Annotated in this window: 16 protein-coding genes, 1 tRNA gene and 1 pseudogene; 9 read left to right on the forward strand and 9 right to left on the reverse strand. The window is 67.3% G+C overall.

Going from position 1 to position 20527, the window contains the following annotated elements:
• Positions 1–9 precede the first annotated feature (9 nt).
• The gene (gene hrpB, locus ASG67_RS10660) at positions 10–2460 is read right to left on the reverse strand and encodes an ATP-dependent helicase HrpB (protein WP_056529624.1); all 2451 of its coding nucleotides are present in this window, start codon (positions 2458–2460) and stop codon (positions 10–12) included.
• 67 nt (positions 2461–2527) lie between these two features.
• On the opposite strand from hrpB, the gene ASG67_RS10665 reads away from it, so the two are divergent.
• The gene (locus tag ASG67_RS10665) at positions 2528–3553 is read left to right on the forward strand and encodes a cation diffusion facilitator family transporter (protein WP_200940779.1); all 1026 of its coding nucleotides are present in this window, start codon (positions 2528–2530) and stop codon (positions 3551–3553) included.
• A gap of 187 nt (positions 3554–3740) precedes the next feature.
• Here ASG67_RS10665 and ASG67_RS10670 read toward each other — a convergent pair whose 3' ends face one another.
• Together ASG67_RS10670 and ASG67_RS10675 are read right to left on the reverse strand one after the other, a co-directional pair.
• The gene (locus tag ASG67_RS10670; protein ID WP_056529625.1) at positions 3741–4001 is read right to left on the reverse strand and encodes a hypothetical protein; all 261 of its coding nucleotides are present in this window, start codon (positions 3999–4001) and stop codon (positions 3741–3743) included.
• Between the two features lie 199 nt (positions 4002–4200).
• A complete protein-coding gene (locus ASG67_RS10675; protein WP_056529628.1) occupies positions 4201–5211 on the reverse strand; it encodes a polyprenyl synthetase family protein in 1011 nt (336 codons plus the stop codon).
• A gap of 99 nt (positions 5212–5310) precedes the next feature.
• Between ASG67_RS10675 and ASG67_RS10680 the strand changes: the two genes are divergently transcribed.
• Together ASG67_RS10680 and ASG67_RS10685 are read left to right on the forward strand one after the other, a co-directional pair.
• Positions 5311–5598 (forward strand): chorismate mutase, encoded by a 288-nt coding sequence (locus ASG67_RS10680; protein ID WP_056529631.1) that lies wholly within the window; start codon positions 5311–5313, stop codon positions 5596–5598.
• On the forward strand, positions 5595–6257 hold the full coding sequence (locus ASG67_RS10685; protein WP_056529633.1) for a dTMP kinase: 663 nt from the start codon (positions 5595–5597) through the stop codon (positions 6255–6257). Before ASG67_RS10680 ends, ASG67_RS10685 begins: the two co-directional genes overlap by 4 nt.
• A gap of 37 nt (positions 6258–6294) precedes the next feature.
• On the opposite strand, the gene ASG67_RS10690 is transcribed toward ASG67_RS10685, so the two are convergent.
• On the reverse strand, positions 6295–7098 hold the full coding sequence (locus ASG67_RS10690) for an SDR family NAD(P)-dependent oxidoreductase (RefSeq protein WP_056529636.1): 804 nt from the start codon (positions 7096–7098) through the stop codon (positions 6295–6297).
• A gap of 1 nt (position 7099) precedes the next feature.
• Positions 7100–8242, reverse strand: coding sequence for a Gfo/Idh/MocA family protein (locus ASG67_RS10695; protein ID WP_056529639.1), 1143 nt, complete (start codon positions 8240–8242; stop codon positions 7100–7102).
• Positions 8243–8378: 136 nt separating this feature from the next.
• Between ASG67_RS10695 and ASG67_RS10700 the strand changes: the two genes are divergently transcribed.
• The 3 genes from ASG67_RS10700 (at position 8379) to ASG67_RS10710 (ending at position 14115) form a co-directional block, all read left to right on the forward strand.
• The gene (locus tag ASG67_RS10700; RefSeq protein ID WP_235535164.1) at positions 8379–10187 is read left to right on the forward strand and encodes a glycoside hydrolase family 15 protein; all 1809 of its coding nucleotides are present in this window, start codon (positions 8379–8381) and stop codon (positions 10185–10187) included.
• Between the two features lie 133 nt (positions 10188–10320).
• Complete coding sequence (locus ASG67_RS10705; protein ID WP_156460764.1) at positions 10321–12765, forward strand: glycosyl hydrolase 115 family protein; 2445 nt, start codon at positions 10321–10323, stop codon at positions 12763–12765.
• Positions 12766–12837: 72 nt separating this feature from the next.
• Positions 12838–14115 (forward strand): hypothetical protein, encoded by a 1278-nt coding sequence (locus ASG67_RS10710; protein ID WP_056529644.1) that lies wholly within the window; start codon positions 12838–12840, stop codon positions 14113–14115.
• Positions 14116–14122: 7 nt separating this feature from the next.
• On the opposite strand, the gene ASG67_RS10715 is transcribed toward ASG67_RS10710, so the two are convergent.
• From ASG67_RS10715 to ASG67_RS10725, 3 genes are read right to left on the reverse strand one after another with little or no spacing between them, the layout of a single operon-like run.
• Positions 14123–14527, reverse strand: a complete 405-nt coding sequence (locus tag ASG67_RS10715) for an acyl-CoA thioesterase (RefSeq protein WP_156460802.1) — start codon at positions 14525–14527, stop codon at positions 14123–14125.
• On the reverse strand, positions 14524–15078 hold the full coding sequence (locus tag ASG67_RS10720) for a DedA family protein (RefSeq protein WP_056529649.1): 555 nt from the start codon (positions 15076–15078) through the stop codon (positions 14524–14526). The genes ASG67_RS10715 and ASG67_RS10720 overlap by 4 nt, the downstream gene beginning before the upstream one ends.
• Positions 15079–17166, reverse strand: a complete 2088-nt coding sequence (locus tag ASG67_RS10725) for a S9 family peptidase (protein ID WP_056529652.1) — start codon at positions 17164–17166, stop codon at positions 15079–15081.
• A gap of 125 nt (positions 17167–17291) precedes the next feature.
• Here ASG67_RS10725 and ASG67_RS10730 point away from each other — a divergent pair, with 125 nt between their 5' ends.
• Positions 17292–17909, forward strand: coding sequence for a TIGR02281 family clan AA aspartic protease (locus tag ASG67_RS10730; RefSeq protein WP_056530513.1), 618 nt, complete (start codon positions 17292–17294; stop codon positions 17907–17909).
• 528 nt (positions 17910–18437) lie between these two features.
• Positions 18438–20155 (forward strand): annotated as a pseudogene (locus ASG67_RS10735) (aminopeptidase P family protein).
• A gap of 73 nt (positions 20156–20228) precedes the next feature.
• On the opposite strand, the gene ASG67_RS18905 reads toward ASG67_RS10735, so the two are convergent.
• Entirely contained in the window at positions 20229–20369 is a 141-nt protein-coding gene (locus tag ASG67_RS18905) for a hypothetical protein (protein ID WP_156460765.1), read from the reverse strand.
• A gap of 83 nt (positions 20370–20452) precedes the next feature.
• Here ASG67_RS18905 and ASG67_RS10740 point away from each other — a divergent pair.
• A tRNA-Thr gene (locus ASG67_RS10740) sits at positions 20453–20527 on the forward strand.

The raw sequence follows: 20527 nt of genomic DNA on the forward strand, positions 1-20527 counted from the left end.
GGGCTCGTCCTACCGCGATCCGCGCGCCCGTGCATCCGCATTTTTCGTCCGCAGCGTCGCGGGCGCGGCGGCGGGATCGTCGGGCCAGGGATGGCGCGGATAGCGCCCGCGCATTTCCTTCGCCACCGCCGTCCAGCTTCCCGCCCAGAAACCCGGCAGGTCGCGCGTCGTCTGGATCGGTCGCCCCGCCGGACTGGTCAACGACAGCACCAGCGGCACGCGGGCCTCCCCCACCACCGGATGCACCGCCAGCCCGAACAGCGACTGCACGCGCAAATCGACGCGTGGACCACCCTCGGCGGCATAATCGATCGCATGCGTGCTGCCCGCCGGGCTGGTGAAGCTGGCCGGCGCCAACCGGTCGATCCGCCGCATCTCGTCCCAGCCGATCATTGTCCGCATCGCCTCGACCAGATCGCCGCCGCCGATCTGATCCAGCCGCCGCCGGCCGGCCAGCAACGGCGGCAGCCACTCTTCCAGCCGCGCCAGCATCATCGCGTCGATATCGATCCCCGCATAGCCTGCCCGGTCGCGCAACTGCGCCGCACGGTCGTCCCACGGCAACCGGTCCAGCCCATGCGTCCGCACCCCCTCCAGCAACGCCGCCGCGACCGCCGCCGGTTCGGCCGCACTGTCCGGCCCCGATTGCAGCCGCAAACTGCCGAGTCGCCGCTCGCGCAGCGCCAGCACGCCACCCGTCGCCGGATCGAACGTCACCGTTCGCGTCAGCCTGATCCGATCCGCGAACAGCGATTCGATCGTCGGCAGGTCGATCATAGCCGCCGACAGGATGCGCGCACCCGCCGCCGACCCCTGCGTCTCCGCCACCGCCAGCCATTCGGCCGACGCCAGCGACGATGTCGGATCGATCCGGAACCCGCGCCCGCCGACGCTCGCCCAATGTTCGCCCGACGCATCCCGCCGCCGCGCCACCCGGTCGGGGAACGCCAGCGCCACGCAAAGACCTTCACCCCCCGTGCCGGCCTCGCCCCGCGGCCCCAGCTTCGCCCAGCGCTGCGCCAGCTTCCGCGCGCCCTCCGCCTTCGGTCCCCGCTCCGTGCGCCAGCGCCGCCGCCGCGTCTCCAGATCGGGATCGTTGCCGCCGATCCCTCGCTCGGCGAGCAGCACCGCGACATCCGCCGCCACCCCCGTCAATCCGCGCTCCCCCGCCGCCAGCAGCATATGCGCCAATCGCGGCGGCATCGGCAGGCCGGCGATCGCGCGGCCATGCGGCGTCGGCCGGCCATCCTCGCCGATCGCGCCCAGCGCCAGCAACCGCGCTCGCGCCTCCGTCACCGCCGCGACCGGCGGCGGATCGAGCCACGCCAGCTCGCGCGGATCGCCGACGCCCCAGATCGCGGCCGCCAGCAACAGCGACGACAGGTCAGCCTCGACGATCTCCGGCGGATCGAATCGCGGCAGCCCCGCCGTCGCCGCCTCTTCCCATAATCGATACGCGACCCCCGGCCCCTGCCGCGCCGCCCGCCCCGCCCGCTGCGTCGCCGCCGCCTGGCTCGCGCGTTCGGTCACCAGCCGCGTCATCCCCGCCGCCCGGTCATATCGCGGCCGCCGCGCCAGCCCCGAATCGATCACGATGCGGATGCCATCCAGCGTCAGGCTCGTCTCCGCGATCGACGTCGCCAGCACCAGCTTGCGCCCCGCCCCCGGCCTGATCGCCGCGCGCTGATCGGCGGGGTCCAGACTCCCGTGCAGCCGGTGCAGCACCACGCCCTCCGGCAACCGGTCGAGCCGCTCCGCCACCCGCTCGATCTCCGCCACGCCGGGCAGGAAGGCGAGCACCCCGCCCTCCTCCTCCGCCAGCGCACGCCGGATCGCGGCGGCCATCTCGTCCTCGATCCGTCGTTCGCCCGCGCGGCCGATATGGCGCAGCACTAGCGGATGGCTCCGCCCCTCGCTCTCGATCACCGGCGCGTCCGTCATCAACGCAGAGAAGCGCGCGCCATCCAGCGTCGCCGACATCGCCACCAGCCGCAGGTCCGGCCTAAGCGCCGCCTGCACATCGAGCGCGAACGCCAGCCCGACATCCGAATCGAGACTGCGTTCGTGCACCTCGTCGAACAGCACCGCCGACACGCCCGCTAGCTCCGGGTCCGCCTGAATCCGCGCGACGAAGATGCCCTGCGTCATCACCGTCACCCGCGTCGCCGCCGACCGTTTAGTATCGAGCCGCGTCGCATAGCCGAACGTTGCCCCGACCGGCTCCCCCGCCAGCGCCGCCATCCGCTCCGCCGCCGCCCGCGCCGCCAGCCGGCGCGGCGACAGCAGCAATATCTCGCCCGTGCACCATCCCTCGCCGAGCAGCGCCGGTGCCACCGCCGTCGTCTTGCCCGCTCCCGGCGGCGCGACCAGCACCGCCGACGATCCCGCATGGAGCGCGCCAAGCAGATCGGGCAGCACCGCCTCGATCGGCAGCGGCGGGTAAGATGACGGCGAGTTCATGGCGTCCGGCCTTGCCACAGGCAGGGGCTGGTGGGACAGGGGGCGCGAGGTCGCCGAAAGGATCGATGTGAGCGGACAACATCACGCGCATGGTCACAGCCACGATCACGGGCACGATCATGGGCACGATCATGGGCATGACCACGGCCACGATCATGCGGCCGACCAACCCCATGCCTTCGGCATCGGTCACGGCCATGGTCACGGCCACGCGCACCACCACGGCCTCGCCTCGTACGACCGCGCCTTCGCGATCGGCATCTCGCTCAACATCCTCTACGTGCTGGCAGAGGGCGGCGCCGGTATCTGGACCGGATCGGTCGCGCTGCTGGCGGATGCCGGCCACAATCTGTCGGACGTGCTCGGCCTCGCCGTCGCATGGGGCGGTGCCTCTCTCGCACGCCGTCCGGCCAGCAAGCGCTTCACCTATGGGCTGAAAGGATCGACGATCCTCGCCGCGCTGCTCAACGCGCTGCTGTTGCTGGTGGCGCTCGGCGCGATCGTACTGGAGGCGGTGCAGCGGATCGACGATCCGCCCGTCGTCGCGGGCCTGACCGTGTCGATGGTCGCGGGCGTCGGCATCCTCGTTAACGCGCTGACCGCATGGCTGTTCGCCAGCGGCCGCCACGGCGACGTCAACATCCGTGGCGCGTTCCTGCACATGGCAGCGGACGCGCTGGTGTCCGCCGGTGTTGTGGTCGCCGGCATCGTGATCTGGAAGACCGGTCTCGGCTGGATCGACCCGGTCGTCAGTCTCGTCATCGCCGGCCTGATCTTCTGGCAGACCTGGGGCCTGCTGCGCGAGACGACCGAAATGGCGCTGGCCGCGGTGCCGCGCGGCATCGATTACGACCGCGTCGCCGGTGCGCTGATGGAACTGGACGGCGTCGACCGCATCCACGATCTGCACATCTGGCCGATGTCCACCACCGAGCCGGTACTGACCGCGCACCTGCTGATGCCGGCCGGCGCGCCCGGCGACGACTTCCTCGCCGCCGCGCAGGCGATGCTGCACGACCGATTCGGCATCGGCCACGCGACGCTACAGGTCGAAACCGGGGAAGGATGTACGGTCGGCGGCTGTCAGGACTGACCGGACAATGCTGAGAAGAGAAGCGTCACGGCAATTCGTACGGCCGGAGCCGCAGGCCCTTGTCGATAACTGCAATCTTTACCGGATCACGATCCCGCGCATCGCGATCCACGCCGCCACTTCTTCTTCTCCGCGCCTCCGCGTGAATCACCCCTTCTTCCGTTCGTCCCCCAAATGGAACACGCCGTCAAATCCGCGACTGTGTCCAACGTGATCGCGTCACCGGACCCAAAATCACCTTTGTCCCATATATCTGCCGTAACTGCTCGGCCCCGGCGCCGTTGACCATCACTACATGCGTGCCGCCCGATGCCAGCGTCTCGATCGCGCTGATCGCCACGTCGTGTTTCTGGCACATCTGCACCACCGCAGCCCGCTCGACGGCGATGTTCAGGGCGCGCGAACCGGGGCGATCGCGGTCGCTCGTCAGGGTGTCGGTGAAGGTCATCGGACCACCTCGGACGCCAGCATCCACGATGTCTGCCCACCGGCAGATCCGGCCTCACACATGAATGTCATGATAATCAACTCCCGATCATAGCGGGAGCGCGCGCATCTCTCAGTCGCACCATGCTCGATGGGGAAATGCGATGCGCATCCTATGCAGCATTACCGGACTTCGCGCCATAGCGGCACGGCAATGCCGTTCAGTAAGCCCGCGCCACCGCGAATTCGACCGCCTCGACCATCGCTTCCTTGGCCTTGCTCGCGGGGAAGCCGCCGATCGCATCGATCGCGCGCTGGCCGTAATGTCGCGCCCGCGCCAGCGTATCGTCCACCGACCGCGTCTGGCGGACCAGCGAGATCGCGTGCAGGAAATCCTCGTCGCTGTCGCGCCGCCCCTCCACCGCGTCCTTCCAGAACTTGCGGTCGTCGGCATCGCCGCGCGCATAGGCCAAGATGACGGGCAACGTCATCTTGCCCTCGCGGAAATCATCGCCCGCATCCTTGCCCATCGTACCGGCGTCGGACACGTAATCGATCGCATCGTCCACCAGCTGGAACGCGATGCCCAGATTGCGGCCATAGGCGTCCAGCGCCGCTTCCTCCGCCTCGGGCCGCTCCGCCACCACCGCGGCGATGCGGCACGCGGCGGCGAACAGCGCTGCAGTCTTGGCGCCGATGATATCGAGATAGCGATCCTCGTGCAGATCGACCCGACGCGCGGCGGTAAGCTGGTTCACCTCGCCCTCCGCGATCACCGCCGACGCGTTCGACAGGATCTTCAGTACCTTCAGGCTGCCGTCCTCGACCATCAGCTCGAACGACCGGCTGAACAGGAAATCGCCGACCAGCACGCTCGCCGGATTGCCCCAGATGATGTTTGCCGTGCGCCGGCCCCGACGCAGGTCAGACCCATCGACCACATCGTCATGCAACAGCGTGGCGGTGTGGATAAACTCCACCGCGGCGGCGAGGCGATGATGGCGATTACCGGTATAGCCGATCAGCCGCGCGCTGCTCAGCGTCAGCATCGGCCGCATCCGCTTGCCGCCGCCGGCGATCAGATGGCCCGCCAGCTCGGGGATCAGCGGTATGTCCGACTGCATGCGATCGAGGATCACCGCGTTCACCGCATTCATGTCCCCGGTGACGAGGCTCATGATCGGTTCGAGCGAAGGCGTACGGGCGCTGAGGCGGTGGACGGTCGCGGTCATCACTGCCCAAGTGGCGGCAAGCCCGCCGCAACGCAACCCCGCCCTTGCCCATGGCGCCCTCCCTCGCGCAAAGAGCCTTTCGAAAAGGAGCGTCCGACCATGACCGAACCGGCCGATCAGGTGTTGCAGGGCTATCGCCAGTCGATCGACAATATCGATGCGGCGCTGGTGCATATGCTGGCCGAACGGTTCAAGGTGACGCAGGCGGTCGGCCGTCACAAGGCGACGCACGGCCTGCCCCCCGCCGATCCCGGTCGTGAGGAACGCCAGATCGCCCGCCTGCGCCAACTGGCGACCGAGGCGCAATTGGACCCCGAATTTTCCGAGAAGTTCCTGCGCTTCATTATCGACGAGGTGATCCGCCACCACGCCCGGATGCAGGCGTGACCGGTTTCCTTCTGGCGATCGAGGGTGGTGACGGCGCCGGCAAGGCGACCGCCGCCGCCGAGGTCGCCGCGCAACTAAACGCCGCCGGCCGCACGGCGACGGTCCTGTCCTTCCCGCGCTACACGCATACGCTGGGCGGACATGTGCTGGGCGATTACCTCGCCGGCCGCCTACCCCACACCGCCTCGCCCAGGGCGATGGCGACGCTCTACGCGCTCGACCGCTTCGAATCGGCGGCGGTCATCGCGACAGCCGCGGCGACGCACGAGGTAGTCGTGTTCGACCGCTACATCGCCTCCAACATGGCGTATCAGGCCGCACAGGTTCCCGCGGACGAGGCGCGCGATCTGATGGCGTGGATCGCCCGGCTGGAGGTCAACCAGTTCGGCTTACCGGTCCCCGACCTGTCGGTCTATCTCGACACCCCCGCCGACATCGCCCGCACCCTGATCCTGCAAAAGCGCAAGCGCAGCTATACCGATGACGCGCTCGATGCTTACGAGGCCGATTTCGCCCTGCAGACCCGCGTTCGCACCAACTATGCGCTGATGGCGGCGGCGGAACTGCTCGGCCGCTGGGCGACGGTGCCGACGATCGCCGACGATGTATTACGCGCGCCACGGGAAATTGCCGGCGCGATCATCGCCGCGATTGGTTAGGCCAAGACGGGCAGGATGATCCGAGATCGTGGGGAAATTATCCCGCCATCGTCTGCACCGACCCGGAATCCACCCGGATATTCGCCCCATTGATGAAGCTCGCCCCTTCGGAACACAGGAACACGATCGCCGCCGCGACCTCCTCCGCCTTGCCGCGACGCTTCAGCGTCATGCCGGGCCGCTCCTCTTTCAGAAAACTGTCGATCGCCTCATCCATCGACGTCCCGTTCTCGTCCGCCCGCTTCTGCATCATCTTGTCGGTCATCGGTGTTGCGATGAAGGCCGGCGATACGCTGTTCACCAGCACATTGTCGCAGCCATAGGCCTTGGACAGACCTTTCGCGAGGTTCAGCACCCCCGCCTTCGACGCGCAATATGCCAGTTCGTCGACATAGGGTTGCACCGCATCCTCCGAGGCCATCAGGACGATCCGGCCCCAGCCGCGTTCACGCATCGCCGGTATCGCCTGACGCGTCATCCGCACCGCGCCCATCAGGTTGATGTTGAGCGTATCGAGCCAGCCCTTGTCGTCCACCTCCAGAAAATCACCGGTCGCCCCGGTGACGCCCGCGCAATTGACGAGGATATCGGGGTCGCCCAGCTTGCGTCGCACCTGCTCAAACAGTGCGATCACGCTGTCATTGTCGGTCACATCCGCCTCGAACGCGATCACCTCGCCATACTGTTTCAAGTCCGCCAGACTGGTGTGAAGCTCCCCATCCGTCCGGTCGGTGATCGCGACGCGACACCCTTCTTCCAGCAGCATCCGCGCGACCGTCTTGCCCATGCCGGAATCCGCCCCTGACACGAGGGCGATGCGACCCTTGATCCCGTAATCCAACTTACGACTCCCGCGTCGGGCTGGACGCGTTCACTTCCTCCTTTGGCGGCGCCTTGTAGGACAGCGTCTGCAACTGCGTCTCCGGGTCGATGCGGCGCGTGCGCGTAAACGGTTCCAACTTTTGCGACGTGCCGGTTTCCAGCGCCTTCACGATCCCCTCGATCACGTGCAGATCGGCGATACCTTCCTCGGCATCCGGTTCGGGATCGCGGCCATTCAGGATGCAGTCGGAGAAATACTTCATCTGCCCGCCGAACTGGTCGGTCTTCTTGAAGCTTTCGTGGCTCTTGTCCTCGCCGATCGTCCGGTTCTGCTCCAGCGGATCGCCATAGCCGAAGGCCGGGCTCATCTGGATCGACCCTTTGGTGCCTGCGATGATCAGGCTGTTCACGTTGTTGGCATAATAGGACACCGTAAACTGCGCGAGTTTGTTGCCCGGAAAGCGCAGCGTCACCGCCACCGTATCGTCGATATCGCCAAGGCCCGCATTGGGGTGCCGCGTCGCGACCGCCGATACGACCTCGGTCGGCTCGTCCCCGAACAGATAACGCGTCGCGTTGATCGGATACGGTCCCATGTCGAACAGCGGGCCCGCCTCGATCCCGTTATCCGCGCGGTGATTGGCCGGATCAGCCATCTGCCCGAAGCACGAGGTGAAGCAGATCAGGTCGCCCAGCTCGCCGTCGCGGATGCGGGTGATCGCATCCAGTGTCGCCGGCTCGAAATGCAGGCGATACGCCACCATCAGCTTCGCGGTGGACGCCTTTACCGCCGCCTCGATCGCCCGACCCTGTTCGACCGAAATCTCCAGCGGCTTCTCGACCAGCACATGCACACCGGCTTCCAGCGCCGGGATTGCGAATTCCGCATGACGCCAATTGGGGGTCGCCAGATAGATCGCATCGACCTTGCCGGACGCCAGCATCTCGCTGAACTGCTCGTACGTGTATGTGTCGGCGACGTCGTACATCTCGGCCAGCCGCTGCGCCTTTTCCGCGTCGCCCGTCACCAATGCGACAAGTTCCGAGTTATCGGTATGGGCGATGCCGGGCATCATCGCCGCCTGCGCGATGTCGCCCAGACCCACGACGGCATAACGAACCTTCTTGTCCGAACCGAAACCGAATGCCGATGCGATGCTCATGATAGTCTCCTGCGATCAATGTCTTGGGATTTGATGCCGCAACGCATCACGGCTCTTTTCTCTACCGCCTGCATGTCGGGCGGAGCCGTTCGCGCCCGCCATCGGTTGACGAACCGGACCCCTGCCGGAGCAATACGTGACCACCTCTCCCCAACAGACCTGCGGCGCCACGCGCGACGCCGACGGTTATCTGCCGATCGAGGAATATGGCGCGCTCGGCGACGGCCGCGGCATTGCGCTCAGCGGGTCGGACGGCTCGATCGACTGGTGGTGCGTCCCCAACATGGATTCGCCGCCGCTGTTCGACCGGCTGCTCTCCGCCGAAGAGGGCGGCCGTTTCGCGATCACGCCCGACTCCTCCCACACCGTCACCCGCTGCTATCGCGAATGCAGCAACGTGCTGGAGACGGTCTTCACCACCGACACCGGTCGCGCCACCCTGGTCGAATCGCTCAACAGCAACACCGCCGGCCGCCTGCCCTGGGCCGAACTCGCCCGCCGGATCGAGGGGGTGGAGGGTAGCGTCACCTTTGCCATCGACCTGCGCTTCAGTCGTCAGGCCGACACAATCAACCCGTACCTGTCACGGCGCGGCCGACATGACATCTTCCACGCCGGCCATGTCCTCGGCCTGTTCCTGCGCACCGACAATGTCCGCATCGGCCGGATGGATGACACAGGCATCGCCGCCACCGTCACGGTCAACGCCGGTGAGCGAGCAACGCTGGCGATCGTGGCGGGCGAGGATGAGCCGCTGATCGTTCCCCCTATCGCCGATATCGACGCCCGCATCGATCGATCGGACAAGGAATGGCGTGACTGGTCGTCGCTGCTCCACCATGACGGCGCGTGGCGGCCCGAGCTGATCCGCAGCGCGCTCGCGCTGAAACTGCTGCTCTATTCGCCCACCGGCGCGATTGCCGCCGCCGCCACCAGCTCGTTGCCGGAGAAGATCGGCGGTCCCAAGAACTGGGACTATCGCTACGCCTGGATTCGTGACGCCGGCTACACGATCAAGGCGTTCCTGCGTATCGGCGCCTGGGGCGAGGCGAAGGCCGCGTTGACCTGGCTGTTGAAACGCTTGGGAGAAGGCCAGCCGCAGGTCTGCTACACGCTCGACGGCAAGGAAGTGCCCCCGCCCGAAGAGGTCGACGTCCCCGGCTATCGCAATTCGACACCGGTGGTGATGGGCAACCTGGCGGGCGACCAGCATCAGCATGGCATCTATGGCGACATCTTCGAAACCGTCGGCCGCTTTGTCGCGTGCGGCAACATCATCGATTCGCAGAGTGCCGAAACCCTGTCGCACCTTGCCGACGAATGCGCTGATCGTTGGCGGTTGAAGGACGCCGGCATCTGGGAACTGGAGGAACCCCAGCACTACACCATGTCCAAGATCAGCTGCTGGCAGGCGCTGCAACGCGCGATCGAGCTGGTTGACGAGGGCCAGATGCCCTCGACCTGTCGCGACCGCTGGGAACGCGAGCGCACCCGCATCGCCGACTGGATCGGCGAGCATTGCTGGTCGGAGAAGCGTGGTGCGTATCTGATGTACCCCGGCGCCGACCAGATCGACGCCAGCATCGCGCTCGCCGTCCGCTTCAAGTTCGACGGGCAGGACCGGTTGGCCCGCACGCTTGACGCGATCGACAAGGAACTCGGCCGCGGCGCCTTCCACTACCGCTACACCGGCGCCGACAAGGAGGAAGGCTGCTTCCTTGCCTGCACCTTCTGGCTGGTCGAGGCCCGCGCCCTGCTCGGTCAACAGGACCGGGCAGAGGCGACGTTTACCGCCGCCATGGCCACCCTCGATGGCCGCGGCGTCGGCACCTATGCAGAAATGATCGACCCCGACACCCACGCCTTTCTCGGCAACACCCCTCAGGGCCTGACACATCTGGCCATCATCCAGGCCATCGCCACCCTGACCGGCCGGGAATTGTAGAACTTTCCCTCTCCAACCGGGAGTGGAGGGAGGCGCAAAGCGCCGGAGGGGTGAGGGCGGCCATCAAAGCCGAATGCGCGACGGCTCAACACGCGCTATGACAGTCTCAAAATACGATTGGAGAGGGCCGTAAATGAGACTGACTTCCACCCTCTTCCTGATCCTCACCCTCCTGACCTCCCCCGCCGCCGCACAACTCGCCACCGACCATTCCACGAAAAACAGTTTTCCCCTCGCCGCCAACGCCACCGCCGCCCCGATCCTCTACGACCCCGCCGACCATGCCGTCGTCGCCCGCGCCGCCGCCGATCTCGCCGCCGACATCCGCGCCGTCACCGGCATCGCCACCACCACGACCACGACTGCGCCGATACCCGGCACCCGCCCCGTCATCATCGGCACGCTCGGCCGCAACCGCACGATCGACGCGCTGGTCCGCGCCAGCACACTTGACGTCCGGCGCCTGCGCGGGGCGTGGGAGAGTTTCCTCATTATCGTAGTCCGCCGCCCGGCGCCCGGCATCCCCGCCGCGCTGGTCATCGTCGGCAGCGACCGGCGCGGCACCGCGTTCGGGGTGTACGAACTCAGCCAGTCGATCGGCGTGTCGCCCTGGCACTGGTGGGCCGACGTCCCCGCCACCCACCACGCCGCACTCCACATCGCCGCCGGCACGCACCGGTTCGGCCCACCCTCGGTCAAGTATCGCGGCGTGTTCCTCAACGACGAGGACTGGGGCCTCCACCCCTGGGCCGCCAAGACGTTCGAGCCAGAAAACGGCGGCATCGGTCCCAAGACCTATGCGCGCCTGTTCGACCTGATGCTGCGGCTGAAGGCCAACACCGTCTGGCCGGCGATGCATCACGTCAGCGCGCCCTTCAACCGCAACTCCGCCAACGCGAAGCTGGCCGACGACTATGCCATCGTCATGGGGTCCTCCCACGCCGAACCGATGCTGCGCGATAATGTCGGCGAGTGGACCGACGCGCCGGACCGCTTCAACTATGCCACCAACCGCGACGGCGTCCGCGCCTATTGGGACGAACGCGTCCGCAGCAACGCGCGCTACGAAAGCCTGTGGACGCTCGGGATGCGCGGCATCCACGATTCCGGCATTGTCGGCGCCGACACGCCCGCCGGCAAGATCGACCTGTTGACTCGAGTCTTCGCCGATCAGCGCGCCATGCTTGCCAAAAACATCGATCCGCAGGTCGATCGCATCCCCCAGATGTTCGTGCCCTACAAGGAAGTGCTCGATCTCTATCGTGCCGGATTGAAGGTGCCGGACGACGTCACGCTCGTCTGGCCCGACGATAATTTCGGTTATATCCGCCAATTCCCCAACGCCCCCGAGCGACGGCGGTCGGGTGGCTCGGGCATCTATTACCACCTGTCCTATCTCGGTGCGCCGCTGTCCTATCTCTGGCTCGGCACCACCCCGCCCGCGTTGATCCGCACCGAGATGACCCGCGCGTTCGATCAGGGCGCGCGCAGCGTCTGGATCGCCAATGTCGGCGACCTGAAACCCGCCGAGATCGGCGTCACCGCCTTCCTCGACCTCGCCTGGAACGTCGAGGGATCGCGCACGCAGACGCAAGCCACCTTCCTCGCCGATTGGGCCACCCGCACCTTCGGCGGCAAGGCGTCACCCGCGATCGCCGATGTGCTGAACCGCTGGTACGCCCTCAATCTCGAACGCCGGCCCGAGCATCTGCAATGGTGGCTGCCCGGCCAGCGCGCCCGCCGCAGTCCGCTGACGCCTGTGCAGATCGACACCCGCCTCGCCGCCTTCGACGCGCTCGTCGCCGACCTCGACCGGATCGAACCGGCCATCCCGCCCGCACAGGCCGATGCCTTTTTCGAACTGGTCGCCTACCCCGTCCGCGCCGCCGCGTTCGCCAACCGCCGCTATTTTGCCGCCGAGCGCTATGCGACGATGATCGACGCCCAACCCGGCATCGCCCGTCGCTGGGGCGCCGACGCCAACCGCTCGGACGCCGCGATCAAGGCGCTCACCCGCCGTTTCGACACCATCGCCAACGGCAAATGGCGCGGTTTCATGGCCGAGGAGCCCGCTGACAACCAATGGACCAGCTATCGTACCGTCCCCCTCGCCCTGCCCGCCGCCGGTCTGATCGACGACAGCCCACCCCCCGCCCTGCGCCCGGCCAGCGACCCGTCGATCATTGAGGCGGAAAGCGTCGCACCACCCAAGGGCTGGCGCTTCGTCGCGGGACTGGGGCGCGGCCACGGGGCGATGATCGCCGCCGGTGGCACGGCATCGCTGTCCTACGACCTCACCCTCACGACGCCCCAGTCGCTGGCGATCGACATTCTGCCAACCTTCCCCGGAGGCGGTGGTGACAGCGCGTTCAACCTGACCGTCACGATCGACGGCCACCCGCACGCCATCGTGATACCGCGGACCACCGGCGACCCGGCTTGGTCGGCCGGTGTCCTCGACAATCTGTTGTCGGTCGCCGTCCCCGGCACGCTATCATCCGGCCGCCACCGCGTGACCATTGCCAGCGCCGACGAAGGGCTGGCAATGGACCGGCTACGACTTGCTGCACCGCAATAAGCCGCACACCGCGCACGTCCTGCCGGGTCGCGGTGGACGTGGACGGAGCGATCGGGGATAGGCACGATCCGCATGGCCGCCGCTACCCTTCCGCTCGACACCATCGCCGATCCGGCACCGCGCCAGCCTCGTCGCTGGCTGCGCGGGCTGGGATGGGCGTTGGCCGTTATCGTCGCCCTGATCGTCGCCCTCTGGTTCCTGTTCACCAGCGCAGCGCCCGCCGTGCCGCCGATGCCCGCCCCCACCGCCGAACAGGCCGGCGCCGGGCGCGACGCCGTGATGCAGTTGCGTGGCGAGGGCAAAACGCCACGCGCCCATGGCATCCGCCTTGGCGCCGACGAGTTGCAGGGCATGGCCGCGCTCGCCAGCCATGGTTTCCGCCCCGCCCGCTTCGCCGTCACGCTGCGCGATCAGGCGGTGGCTGTCACGGTTAGCCGCGCCCTGCCGCTCGGTCGCTGGTTCAATGCCGATCTCGTCACCGGCGGTCGCCAGACCGGTTTTCCCCACGCGCGGCTGCGGATCGGCAGTGTCACCTTTTCGCCCTTCTGGACGCGCAAGCTGATCGAGACCACCCGCCGCTTCGCGCTGTGGCGCGGGATCGAGGTCGGCCCGCTTGATACGCTGGTCCGCGGCATCGCGGTCGGCGGCGGCGAAGTCGCCGCCGTGGTCGATCTGCCCCGCCCGCCCGGCCCGATCGATGGCGCCGTCGCCACCCGTCTCTATTGCGCGCTCGCCGCCGCCCAGCGCCGCACGCCGTCGGACGATTTCGCGACGCATGTCCGCCGCGTCTTCTCCGCTCCCAAAGGGGCCGAAACCGACGTCGTTCGCAACCGCGCCGCCTTCGTCGCGCTGGCGATCTTCCTGGTCGATGACCGCGTTGCGGAGCTGGCCGATGCCGCCACCGCCGGCATCGCCGCCTGCCACATCGCGCCGCCGACCGTCACGATTCACGGCCGCGCCGACCTGCCCAAACACTGGTCGCTCTCCGCCGCCATCGCCGCCGCCTCAGGCACACAGTTCGCGCAGGCGATCGGCGAATGGAAGGAACTGGCCGACAGCCTGTCGCCGCAATCCAGCTTCGCGATCGGCGATCCGTCCGGCTTCTCGTTCGTCGATGTTTCCGCCGACCGCGCCGGCTTCCGCGCCGCCGGCCGCGCCAACGAACCGGGCGAGGCCGCCCGCCTCGCCGCCGCCACGCCGGACCAGTTGCTGCCGCCCGTGCTGCTGAAACAGCCCGAAGGCATGAAGAAGGCCGCTTTCATCCGCGATTATGGCAGCATCACCGATCCGCGTTACACCGCGATGGTGGCAAAGATCGATGCGATCCTGAACACCGACACGATCGACTGACCCCCGGTCAGTCGCGCACCAGAAACGGCGCCGCGACCTCCGGTCGCACCCTCAGCAACCGGCCCGTCGCCCGGTCGATCAGCGCCCAGGTCGTCACCGCCGCCACCTTCACCCGGCCCGCGTCATCCACGAAGCGCACATGCCGGTCGAATCGCGCGCCCTTTGGCTCGCCGACCCATGTCTCGCCCGTCACCCGTCCACCTTCGGTCAGGTTGCCGCGATAATCGATCTCGTGCCGGGTCACGACCCACGCATAGGCCGCCTGATGCTCGGCCGGCGCCACCGCCGCCCAGTGCGCGGTCGCCATGTCCTGAATCCAGCGCACCCACACCGCGTTGTTCACATGCCCCAGCTCGTCGATATCCGCCGCCGCCGCGACGAAGTCCTGCCGGAACTGCACCCCCGCCGTCATACCTCCCGCGCCCGCCACCAGCGGATCGCGATCACCAGCACCACCACCCCCGCGATGATCCCCAGCGTCTGCGGCGACGGCTTCAACCGCCCCATCAACGCCTCGATCCCGTCGCCGAATACATACCCCAGCGTCGTGAACAGCGTCCCCCACAGCGCCGCCGCCAGCAGGTTCAGCGGCAGGAACGTCCGCATCGCGACATTGGTGGTGCCGACGGCGATCGGGCTGATCGTCCGCACGCCGTACAGGAATCGGAAGATCAGGATGAACCACGCCGGATGACGCTCGAACGCCGACAAAGCTCGGGCAAACGCCGGCCGGCCCATGATCCGCCGGACGCGCGGATGGTCGCGGTACCGCCGGCCGATCTGGAAGAATATCTGGTCCGCCACAAACGACCCCGCCACCGCCGCTAAGATCGCGCCCCATAAAGGCACGATACCCTGATGCGCGAGCAGCCCGCCCGTCACCACCACGGTCTCGCCCTCCACGCCCGCGCCGACGAAGATCGCCGCCAGGCCATAGCGCGCCAGGAACGCCTCGATCGCCACCTATTCGGCGATCCCGAGCTGCCACAGCACGAACGCATGCTCCTCGGCCACTTCGCGCAAGCTCTCGAACCGGCCCGACTTGCCGCCATGCCCCGCGCCCATATTGGTCTTCAGCAGCAGTACATTGGCGTCCGTCTTCGTGGCGCGCAGCTTCGCCGCCCACTTCGCCGGCTCCCAATACGTCACGCGCGGATCGTTCAGGCCGCCGCTGATGAACAACGGCGGGTAATCCTGCGCCACGACATTGTCGTACGGGCTGTATGAGCGGATCAGCGCGAACGCGTCGGCATCCTCGATCGGATTGCCCCATTCCGGCCATTCACCCGGCGTCAGCGGCAGGTCCGCGTCCATCATGGTGTTCAGCACGTCGACGAACGGCACGTCCGCCACCACCGCGCCCCACAATCCGGGATCGGAATTGGCCACCGCGCCCATCAGCTCGCCACCCGCCGAACCGCCCGCGATTGCGATCCGCCCCTCGCCCGTCCAGCCGCCCGCGACCAGCCCGCGCGCCACATCGACGAAGTCATTGAACGTGTTCGTGCGCTTCTCCAGCTTGCCGTCCAGATACCATTGCTGGCCCAGATCGTCGCCGCCCCGGATATGCGCGATCGCAAAGGCGAAGCCGCGATCGAGCAGGCTCAGCCGCCCGGTCGAGAACCCCGGCGGGATCGCCATGCCGTACGCGCCATACGCGTAGAGATAGAGCGGCCCCGTCCCGTCGCGCACGAAGCCCGCCGGATACACGATCGACACCGGCACCTCCGTCCCGTCGCGCGCCGCGATCTTCACCCGTTCGGTTCGATAGCGACCGGCGTCATAGCCCGACGGAATCTCCTGCACCTTCAGTGTCGTCAGCTCGCCCGTCGCGACGTCGTAATCGAACACCGTCCCCGGCGTCACCATCGACTCATATCCCATGCGCAGCACGGTCTGGTCGTATTCGGGGTTGTCGCCCATGCCCGCGGCATAGCTCGCCTCCGGGAACGCCACGCGCTGCACCGGCACGCTCGAATCATAGCGGTGGATCTCGATCTGATCGAGCCCGTCCTCACGCCCCTCGACGATGAAGAAATCGCGATAGCAATCGACACCCGTCATATAGAAATGCGCGCTCGGCCCGATCAGCTCGGCCCACTCGCCCGGCGCGTCGATCGATGCGGTGCACAGGCGGAATTGCGGATCTATGTCGTTGGTGTGGATGAACAGCGTGCCCTGATGCTCGTCCACGTCATATTCGCGCCCCGGCTGGCGCGCCGACACCAGGATCGGCGTCGCGGTCGGGTCGTTCACCGGCACCAGCCGGATCTCGCTCGTCACATGGTCGCCCGTGCCGATCACGATCCATTGCCGCGACCCCGTTTCGCCCACCGACACGCGGAAGCCCTCGTCGGCCTCCTTGTACAGCTCGATATCGTCCGCCACCGGCGTCCCCAATCGGTGCAGCCGTGCATTGTCCGTCCGCCACTGTTCGTTGGCCAGACCATAGAGGAACGCGCTGTCGTCCGCCGTCCACACGATGTCCGACAACATGCCTGGGATCACCTCGGGCAGATGCTCGCCGGTGGTCAGATCCTTGACCCGCACCGTGAACCGCTCCGACCCATTGTCGTCGATCGCATAGGCCAGCAGATTGCCGCCATTGCTGATCGAAAACGCGCCGAGCCGGAAATATTCCTTCCCCTCCGCCAGCGCCGGCTCATCCAGCAACAGCTCGTCGTCGCCGCCGGCCACGGGCTTGCGCCACCATTTGCGATACTGACCGCCCGTCTCGAACGCGGTCCAGTACAGCCAGTCGCCGTCCTTCTGCGGCACCGAGGAATCGTCCTCCTTGATGCGCGCCTTCATCTCCTCGTACAGCCGGTCGATCAGCGGCCGGTGCGGGGCCATCACCGCCTCGAAATACGCATTCTCGTCCTTCAGGTAATCGAGGATCGCCGCATCCTCGACCTCGTCCGGATAGGCCGCGTCCTTCAGCCATGCATAGGGATCGTCCACCGTCACCCCGTGCGCGGTGTAGCTGTACGGGCGGACAGCCGCGACAGGCGGCGTCGGCAGCGCAGCGGCGGTAATGGTTGGTTCGGTCATTCATGCCCCATAACGCCTGCGCGCCGCCGGAACATCCTACTTCCGTCGATCCGCCCCCGTACCGGGTCGACGTCTTGGGTCCGGTCATCTTGCATACAGGCAGCCTGCGCTATCATCATCGTTCGATGATCCCCGACCCGGTCTCCCATCCCACGCTCTACGCCGCCGTGATCGCGGTCGTCGCGGTGTTGATGCTCGCGCGGCGCCTGATGATCGTGCGGCTGGCGGTGCAGGTCGTCACCTGGGGCGCGATCGCGCTGCTGTTGTTGACGGTGCTGGGCCAGCGGGCGGAATTCGACCCCTATCTCGGCCGCGTGACCCGGTTCCTGAAGCTGGAGGACCAGCGCGTCGTCGGCGACACGATGCGCGTCAGGATGAGCCCCGACGGCCATTTCTGGGTCCGCGTGCGGATCGGCGAGACCGAACGGCGGATGCTGGTCGACAGCGGCGCCACCGTCACCGCCATCTCGACCCGCACCGCCGCCGCCGCCGGCCTGTCGGTCGGTGAGGGGATCGTCCCCATCCTGCTGCGCACCGCCAACGGCACCGTGCAGGCCCAGACGACCAGCGTCGACGAACTGCGCCTCGGCAACATCGTCGCCCGCGACCTGTCCGTCGTCGTCTCCCCCGCCTTCGGCGACATCAACGTGATCGGCATGAACTTCCTGTCCAGACTGAAATCCTGGCGCGTCGAGGACAACACGCTGATCCTCGTCCCCCACCACCCCCAGCCAAACACCTGAAAATCCCTCTCCCCTCGGGAGCGTCGGGTGAACAGTGCCCCGCACTGTTCACCCGACGCTGGAGGGAGGCGCGCAGCGTCGGAAGGGTGAGGGTGGCCCAAGGCGATCACTCTGACAGGAACGGGCAGCAAGACTCCGAACCTCAAAACAGGATGTTCACGCGAAGCCGCAAAGCCGCGAAGCAGAAAAAGTGATGTTCACGCGGAGACGCGGAGACGCGGAGGGGTTACGCCCGGTGAAACATCATCCACCTCATCCGCGCCACCCATATCGGCTCGCCCGGTAACTGCCCGCACGATAACCCAAAACGAAATCTCCGCGCCTCCGCGTCTCCGCGTGAATCACCTCCTTCTGCACTTCTCTTCGCGCCTTCGCGCCTTCGCGTGAACCCACACACCCCTGTCCTACACCCCCCGCATCTGGCAAAAGCCATCACCTGATGACCACCCGCCACACCACCGGCGTTATAATCGCCCCCACGCGCGGGCGGGCGCGCCCCTCGCCCGCCAGCGTCTCGACGGCTTCGTCATCCCCCTGACCGACGAGCATCTGAGCGAATATGTCGGCGCCTATGCGCAGCGGCTGGCATGGCTGACCGGCTTTCAGGGTTCCGCCGGCACTGCCGTCGTCCTGCCCGCCGATGCGGCGATCTTCACCGATGGCCGCTACACGTTGCAGGTGCGCGAACAGGTATCGGGTGACGACTGGCAGTTCGTCAGCGTGCCGCAGACCTCGGTCGCGGGCTGGCTGGGCGAGCATGTCGATGGCGGCGCGCGCATCGGTTACGATCCCTGGCTCCACACCCGCGCCTGGGTGGACGAGGCCAGCGCCGCGCTGGCGGATCGGGGCGCCGTGCTGGTGCCGGTCGATACCAACCCGATCGATGCGGCCCCGCCCCGTCGCCCGCGATCATGACGGTCCATCACGACGACTTCGCCGGCGCCTCTTCCGCCGCCAAGCGCGCGGCGATCGGTGACTGGCTGATCGACAAGCGCGCCGATGCGGTGGTGCTGTCGGCGCTCGATTCTATCGCGTGGCTGCTCAACGTCCGCGGCGGCGATGTCGATCATACTCCCGTCGCGCTCGCCTATGCGATCGTCCACGCCGATGGCGCCACCGACCTGTTCGTCGCCCCCGACAAGATCGACGACGCGGTCCGCCAGCATCTCGGCAATTCGGTGCGCCTGCACGACCGCACCCGGTTCGAATCGACCCTGCGCGATTTCGCCGGCCGCCGCGTCGTCGCCGACCCCGCCGGCTCGGTCGCCGCGATCGTCTATGCGCTGGAGGCGGGCGGCGCCACCGTCATCGCGCAGCGCGATCCGGTGCTGCTGGCCAAATCGATCAAGAACCCCGCCGAGATCGCCGGCCACCGCGCCGCCTCCGCGCGCGACGGTGCCGCCCTCACCCGTTTCCTCCATTGGGCCGCGACCACCTGTCCGGCCGGCACCGAGACCGAGCTGTCCGCGGCCGCGAAGCTGCTCGAATGCCGCCAGGCGTCCGGCCTGCTGCGCGACACCAGCTTCTCGACCATCTCCGCCACCGGCGCGCATGGGGCGATCCCGCATTATCACGTCACCGACGAATCGGACGCGACGATCGAACCCGGCCATCTCTTCCTGATCGACTCGGGCGGCCAATATGCCGATGGCACCACCGACGTCACCCGCGTGCTGCCGATCGGCCCGCCGACGCCGGACATGCGCGATCGCTTCACCCGCGTGCTGAAGGGTCATATCGCCATCGCGACCGCCGTTTTCCCGGACGGGACGATGGGCGGCCAGATCGACGCGTTCGCCCGCCGGCCGCTCTGGGAAGCAGGCCTAGATTACGGTCATGGCACCGGGCACGGCATCGGCGCCTATCTGTCGGTCCATGAAGGCCCGCAACGCATCGCGAATCCAGCCTATCCCGGCGGTCAGGCGCTCGAACCGCTGCGCGCCGGCATGCTGCTGTCGAACGAGCCCGGTTACTACAAGGCGGGCGAATACGGCATCCGGATCGAGAATCTGGTGCTGGTCGAACCCCGCGCCATCCCCGGCGGCGATCCCGATCGTGTCATGCTGGGATTCGAGACGCTCACCTTCGCCCCGATCGAGCGGGATCTGATCGATCCGGCCCTATTGACTGTCGATGAGCTTTCATGGCTCAATGCCTATCACGCCAAGGTGACGCAGATCATCGGCCCCCTTGTAGAGGATGAGGTGAAGGCATGGCTTTTGGAAAAATGTGCGCCCGTCGGCTGATGTTCGCGCTTGCGGTACTCGGTGTCGGCTGCGGCGCCTCGTTCGCCGCCTGGGAAGCGGCCGGTATCGCCACCTACGCCGCCGGGTCCTTCGTCCGATGAGGATCGACCGGCTCGCCTGACGCCTCTACCCCCCGCGCCTGTATCTTGCGCTTCCGAAGGTTCGCCCTCAGCGCGGCGGCCATTCGTTCGACCTTTTCCTCGTCCTTCGTCATACTACCGCCCTACTCCACCCACCAAAGCCTTGACAACACGCCCCGCCTCCGCTCTAGGCGCGCTTCGCCCGAAACGGTCGAGTGCTGCCGTAGCTCAGTGGTAGAGCGCATCCTTGGTAAGGCTGAGGTCGTGAGTTCAATCCTCACCGGCAGCACCA

The organism is Sphingomonas sp. Leaf339, assembly GCF_001426195.1.
Classification (GTDB): domain Bacteria; phylum Pseudomonadota; class Alphaproteobacteria; order Sphingomonadales; family Sphingomonadaceae; genus Sphingomonas.

Coding starts and splice junctions, on each gene's coding strand:
- hrpB (WP_056529624.1), bottom strand. CDS start 2,460: ATGAACTCGCCGTCATCTTACCCGCCGCTGCCGATCGAGGCGGTGCTG.
- ASG67_RS10670 (WP_056529625.1), bottom strand. CDS start 4,001: ATGACCTTCACCGACACCCTGACGAGCGACCGCGATCGCCCCGGTTCG.
- ASG67_RS10675 (WP_056529628.1), bottom strand. CDS start 5,211: ATGACCGCGACCGTCCACCGCCTCAGCGCCCGTACGCCTTCGCTCGAA.
- ASG67_RS10680 (WP_056529631.1), top strand. CDS start 5,311: ATGACCGAACCGGCCGATCAGGTGTTGCAGGGCTATCGCCAGTCGATC.
- ASG67_RS10695 (WP_056529639.1), bottom strand. CDS start 8,242: ATGAGCATCGCATCGGCATTCGGTTTCGGTTCGGACAAGAAGGTTCGT.
- ASG67_RS10705 (WP_156460764.1), top strand. CDS start 10,321: ATGAGACTGACTTCCACCCTCTTCCTGATCCTCACCCTCCTGACCTCC.
- ASG67_RS10710 (WP_056529644.1), top strand. CDS start 12,838: ATGGCCGCCGCTACCCTTCCGCTCGACACCATCGCCGATCCGGCACCG.
- ASG67_RS10715 (WP_156460802.1), bottom strand. CDS start 14,527: ATGACGGCGGGGGTGCAGTTCCGGCAGGACTTCGTCGCGGCGGCGGCG.
- ASG67_RS10725 (WP_056529652.1), bottom strand. CDS start 17,166: ATGACCGAACCAACCATTACCGCCGCTGCGCTGCCGACGCCGCCTGTC.
- ASG67_RS10730 (WP_056530513.1), top strand. CDS start 17,292: ATGATCCCCGACCCGGTCTCCCATCCCACGCTCTACGCCGCCGTGATC.
- ASG67_RS18905 (WP_156460765.1), bottom strand. CDS start 20,369: ATGACGAAGGACGAGGAAAAGGTCGAACGAATGGCCGCCGCGCTGAGG.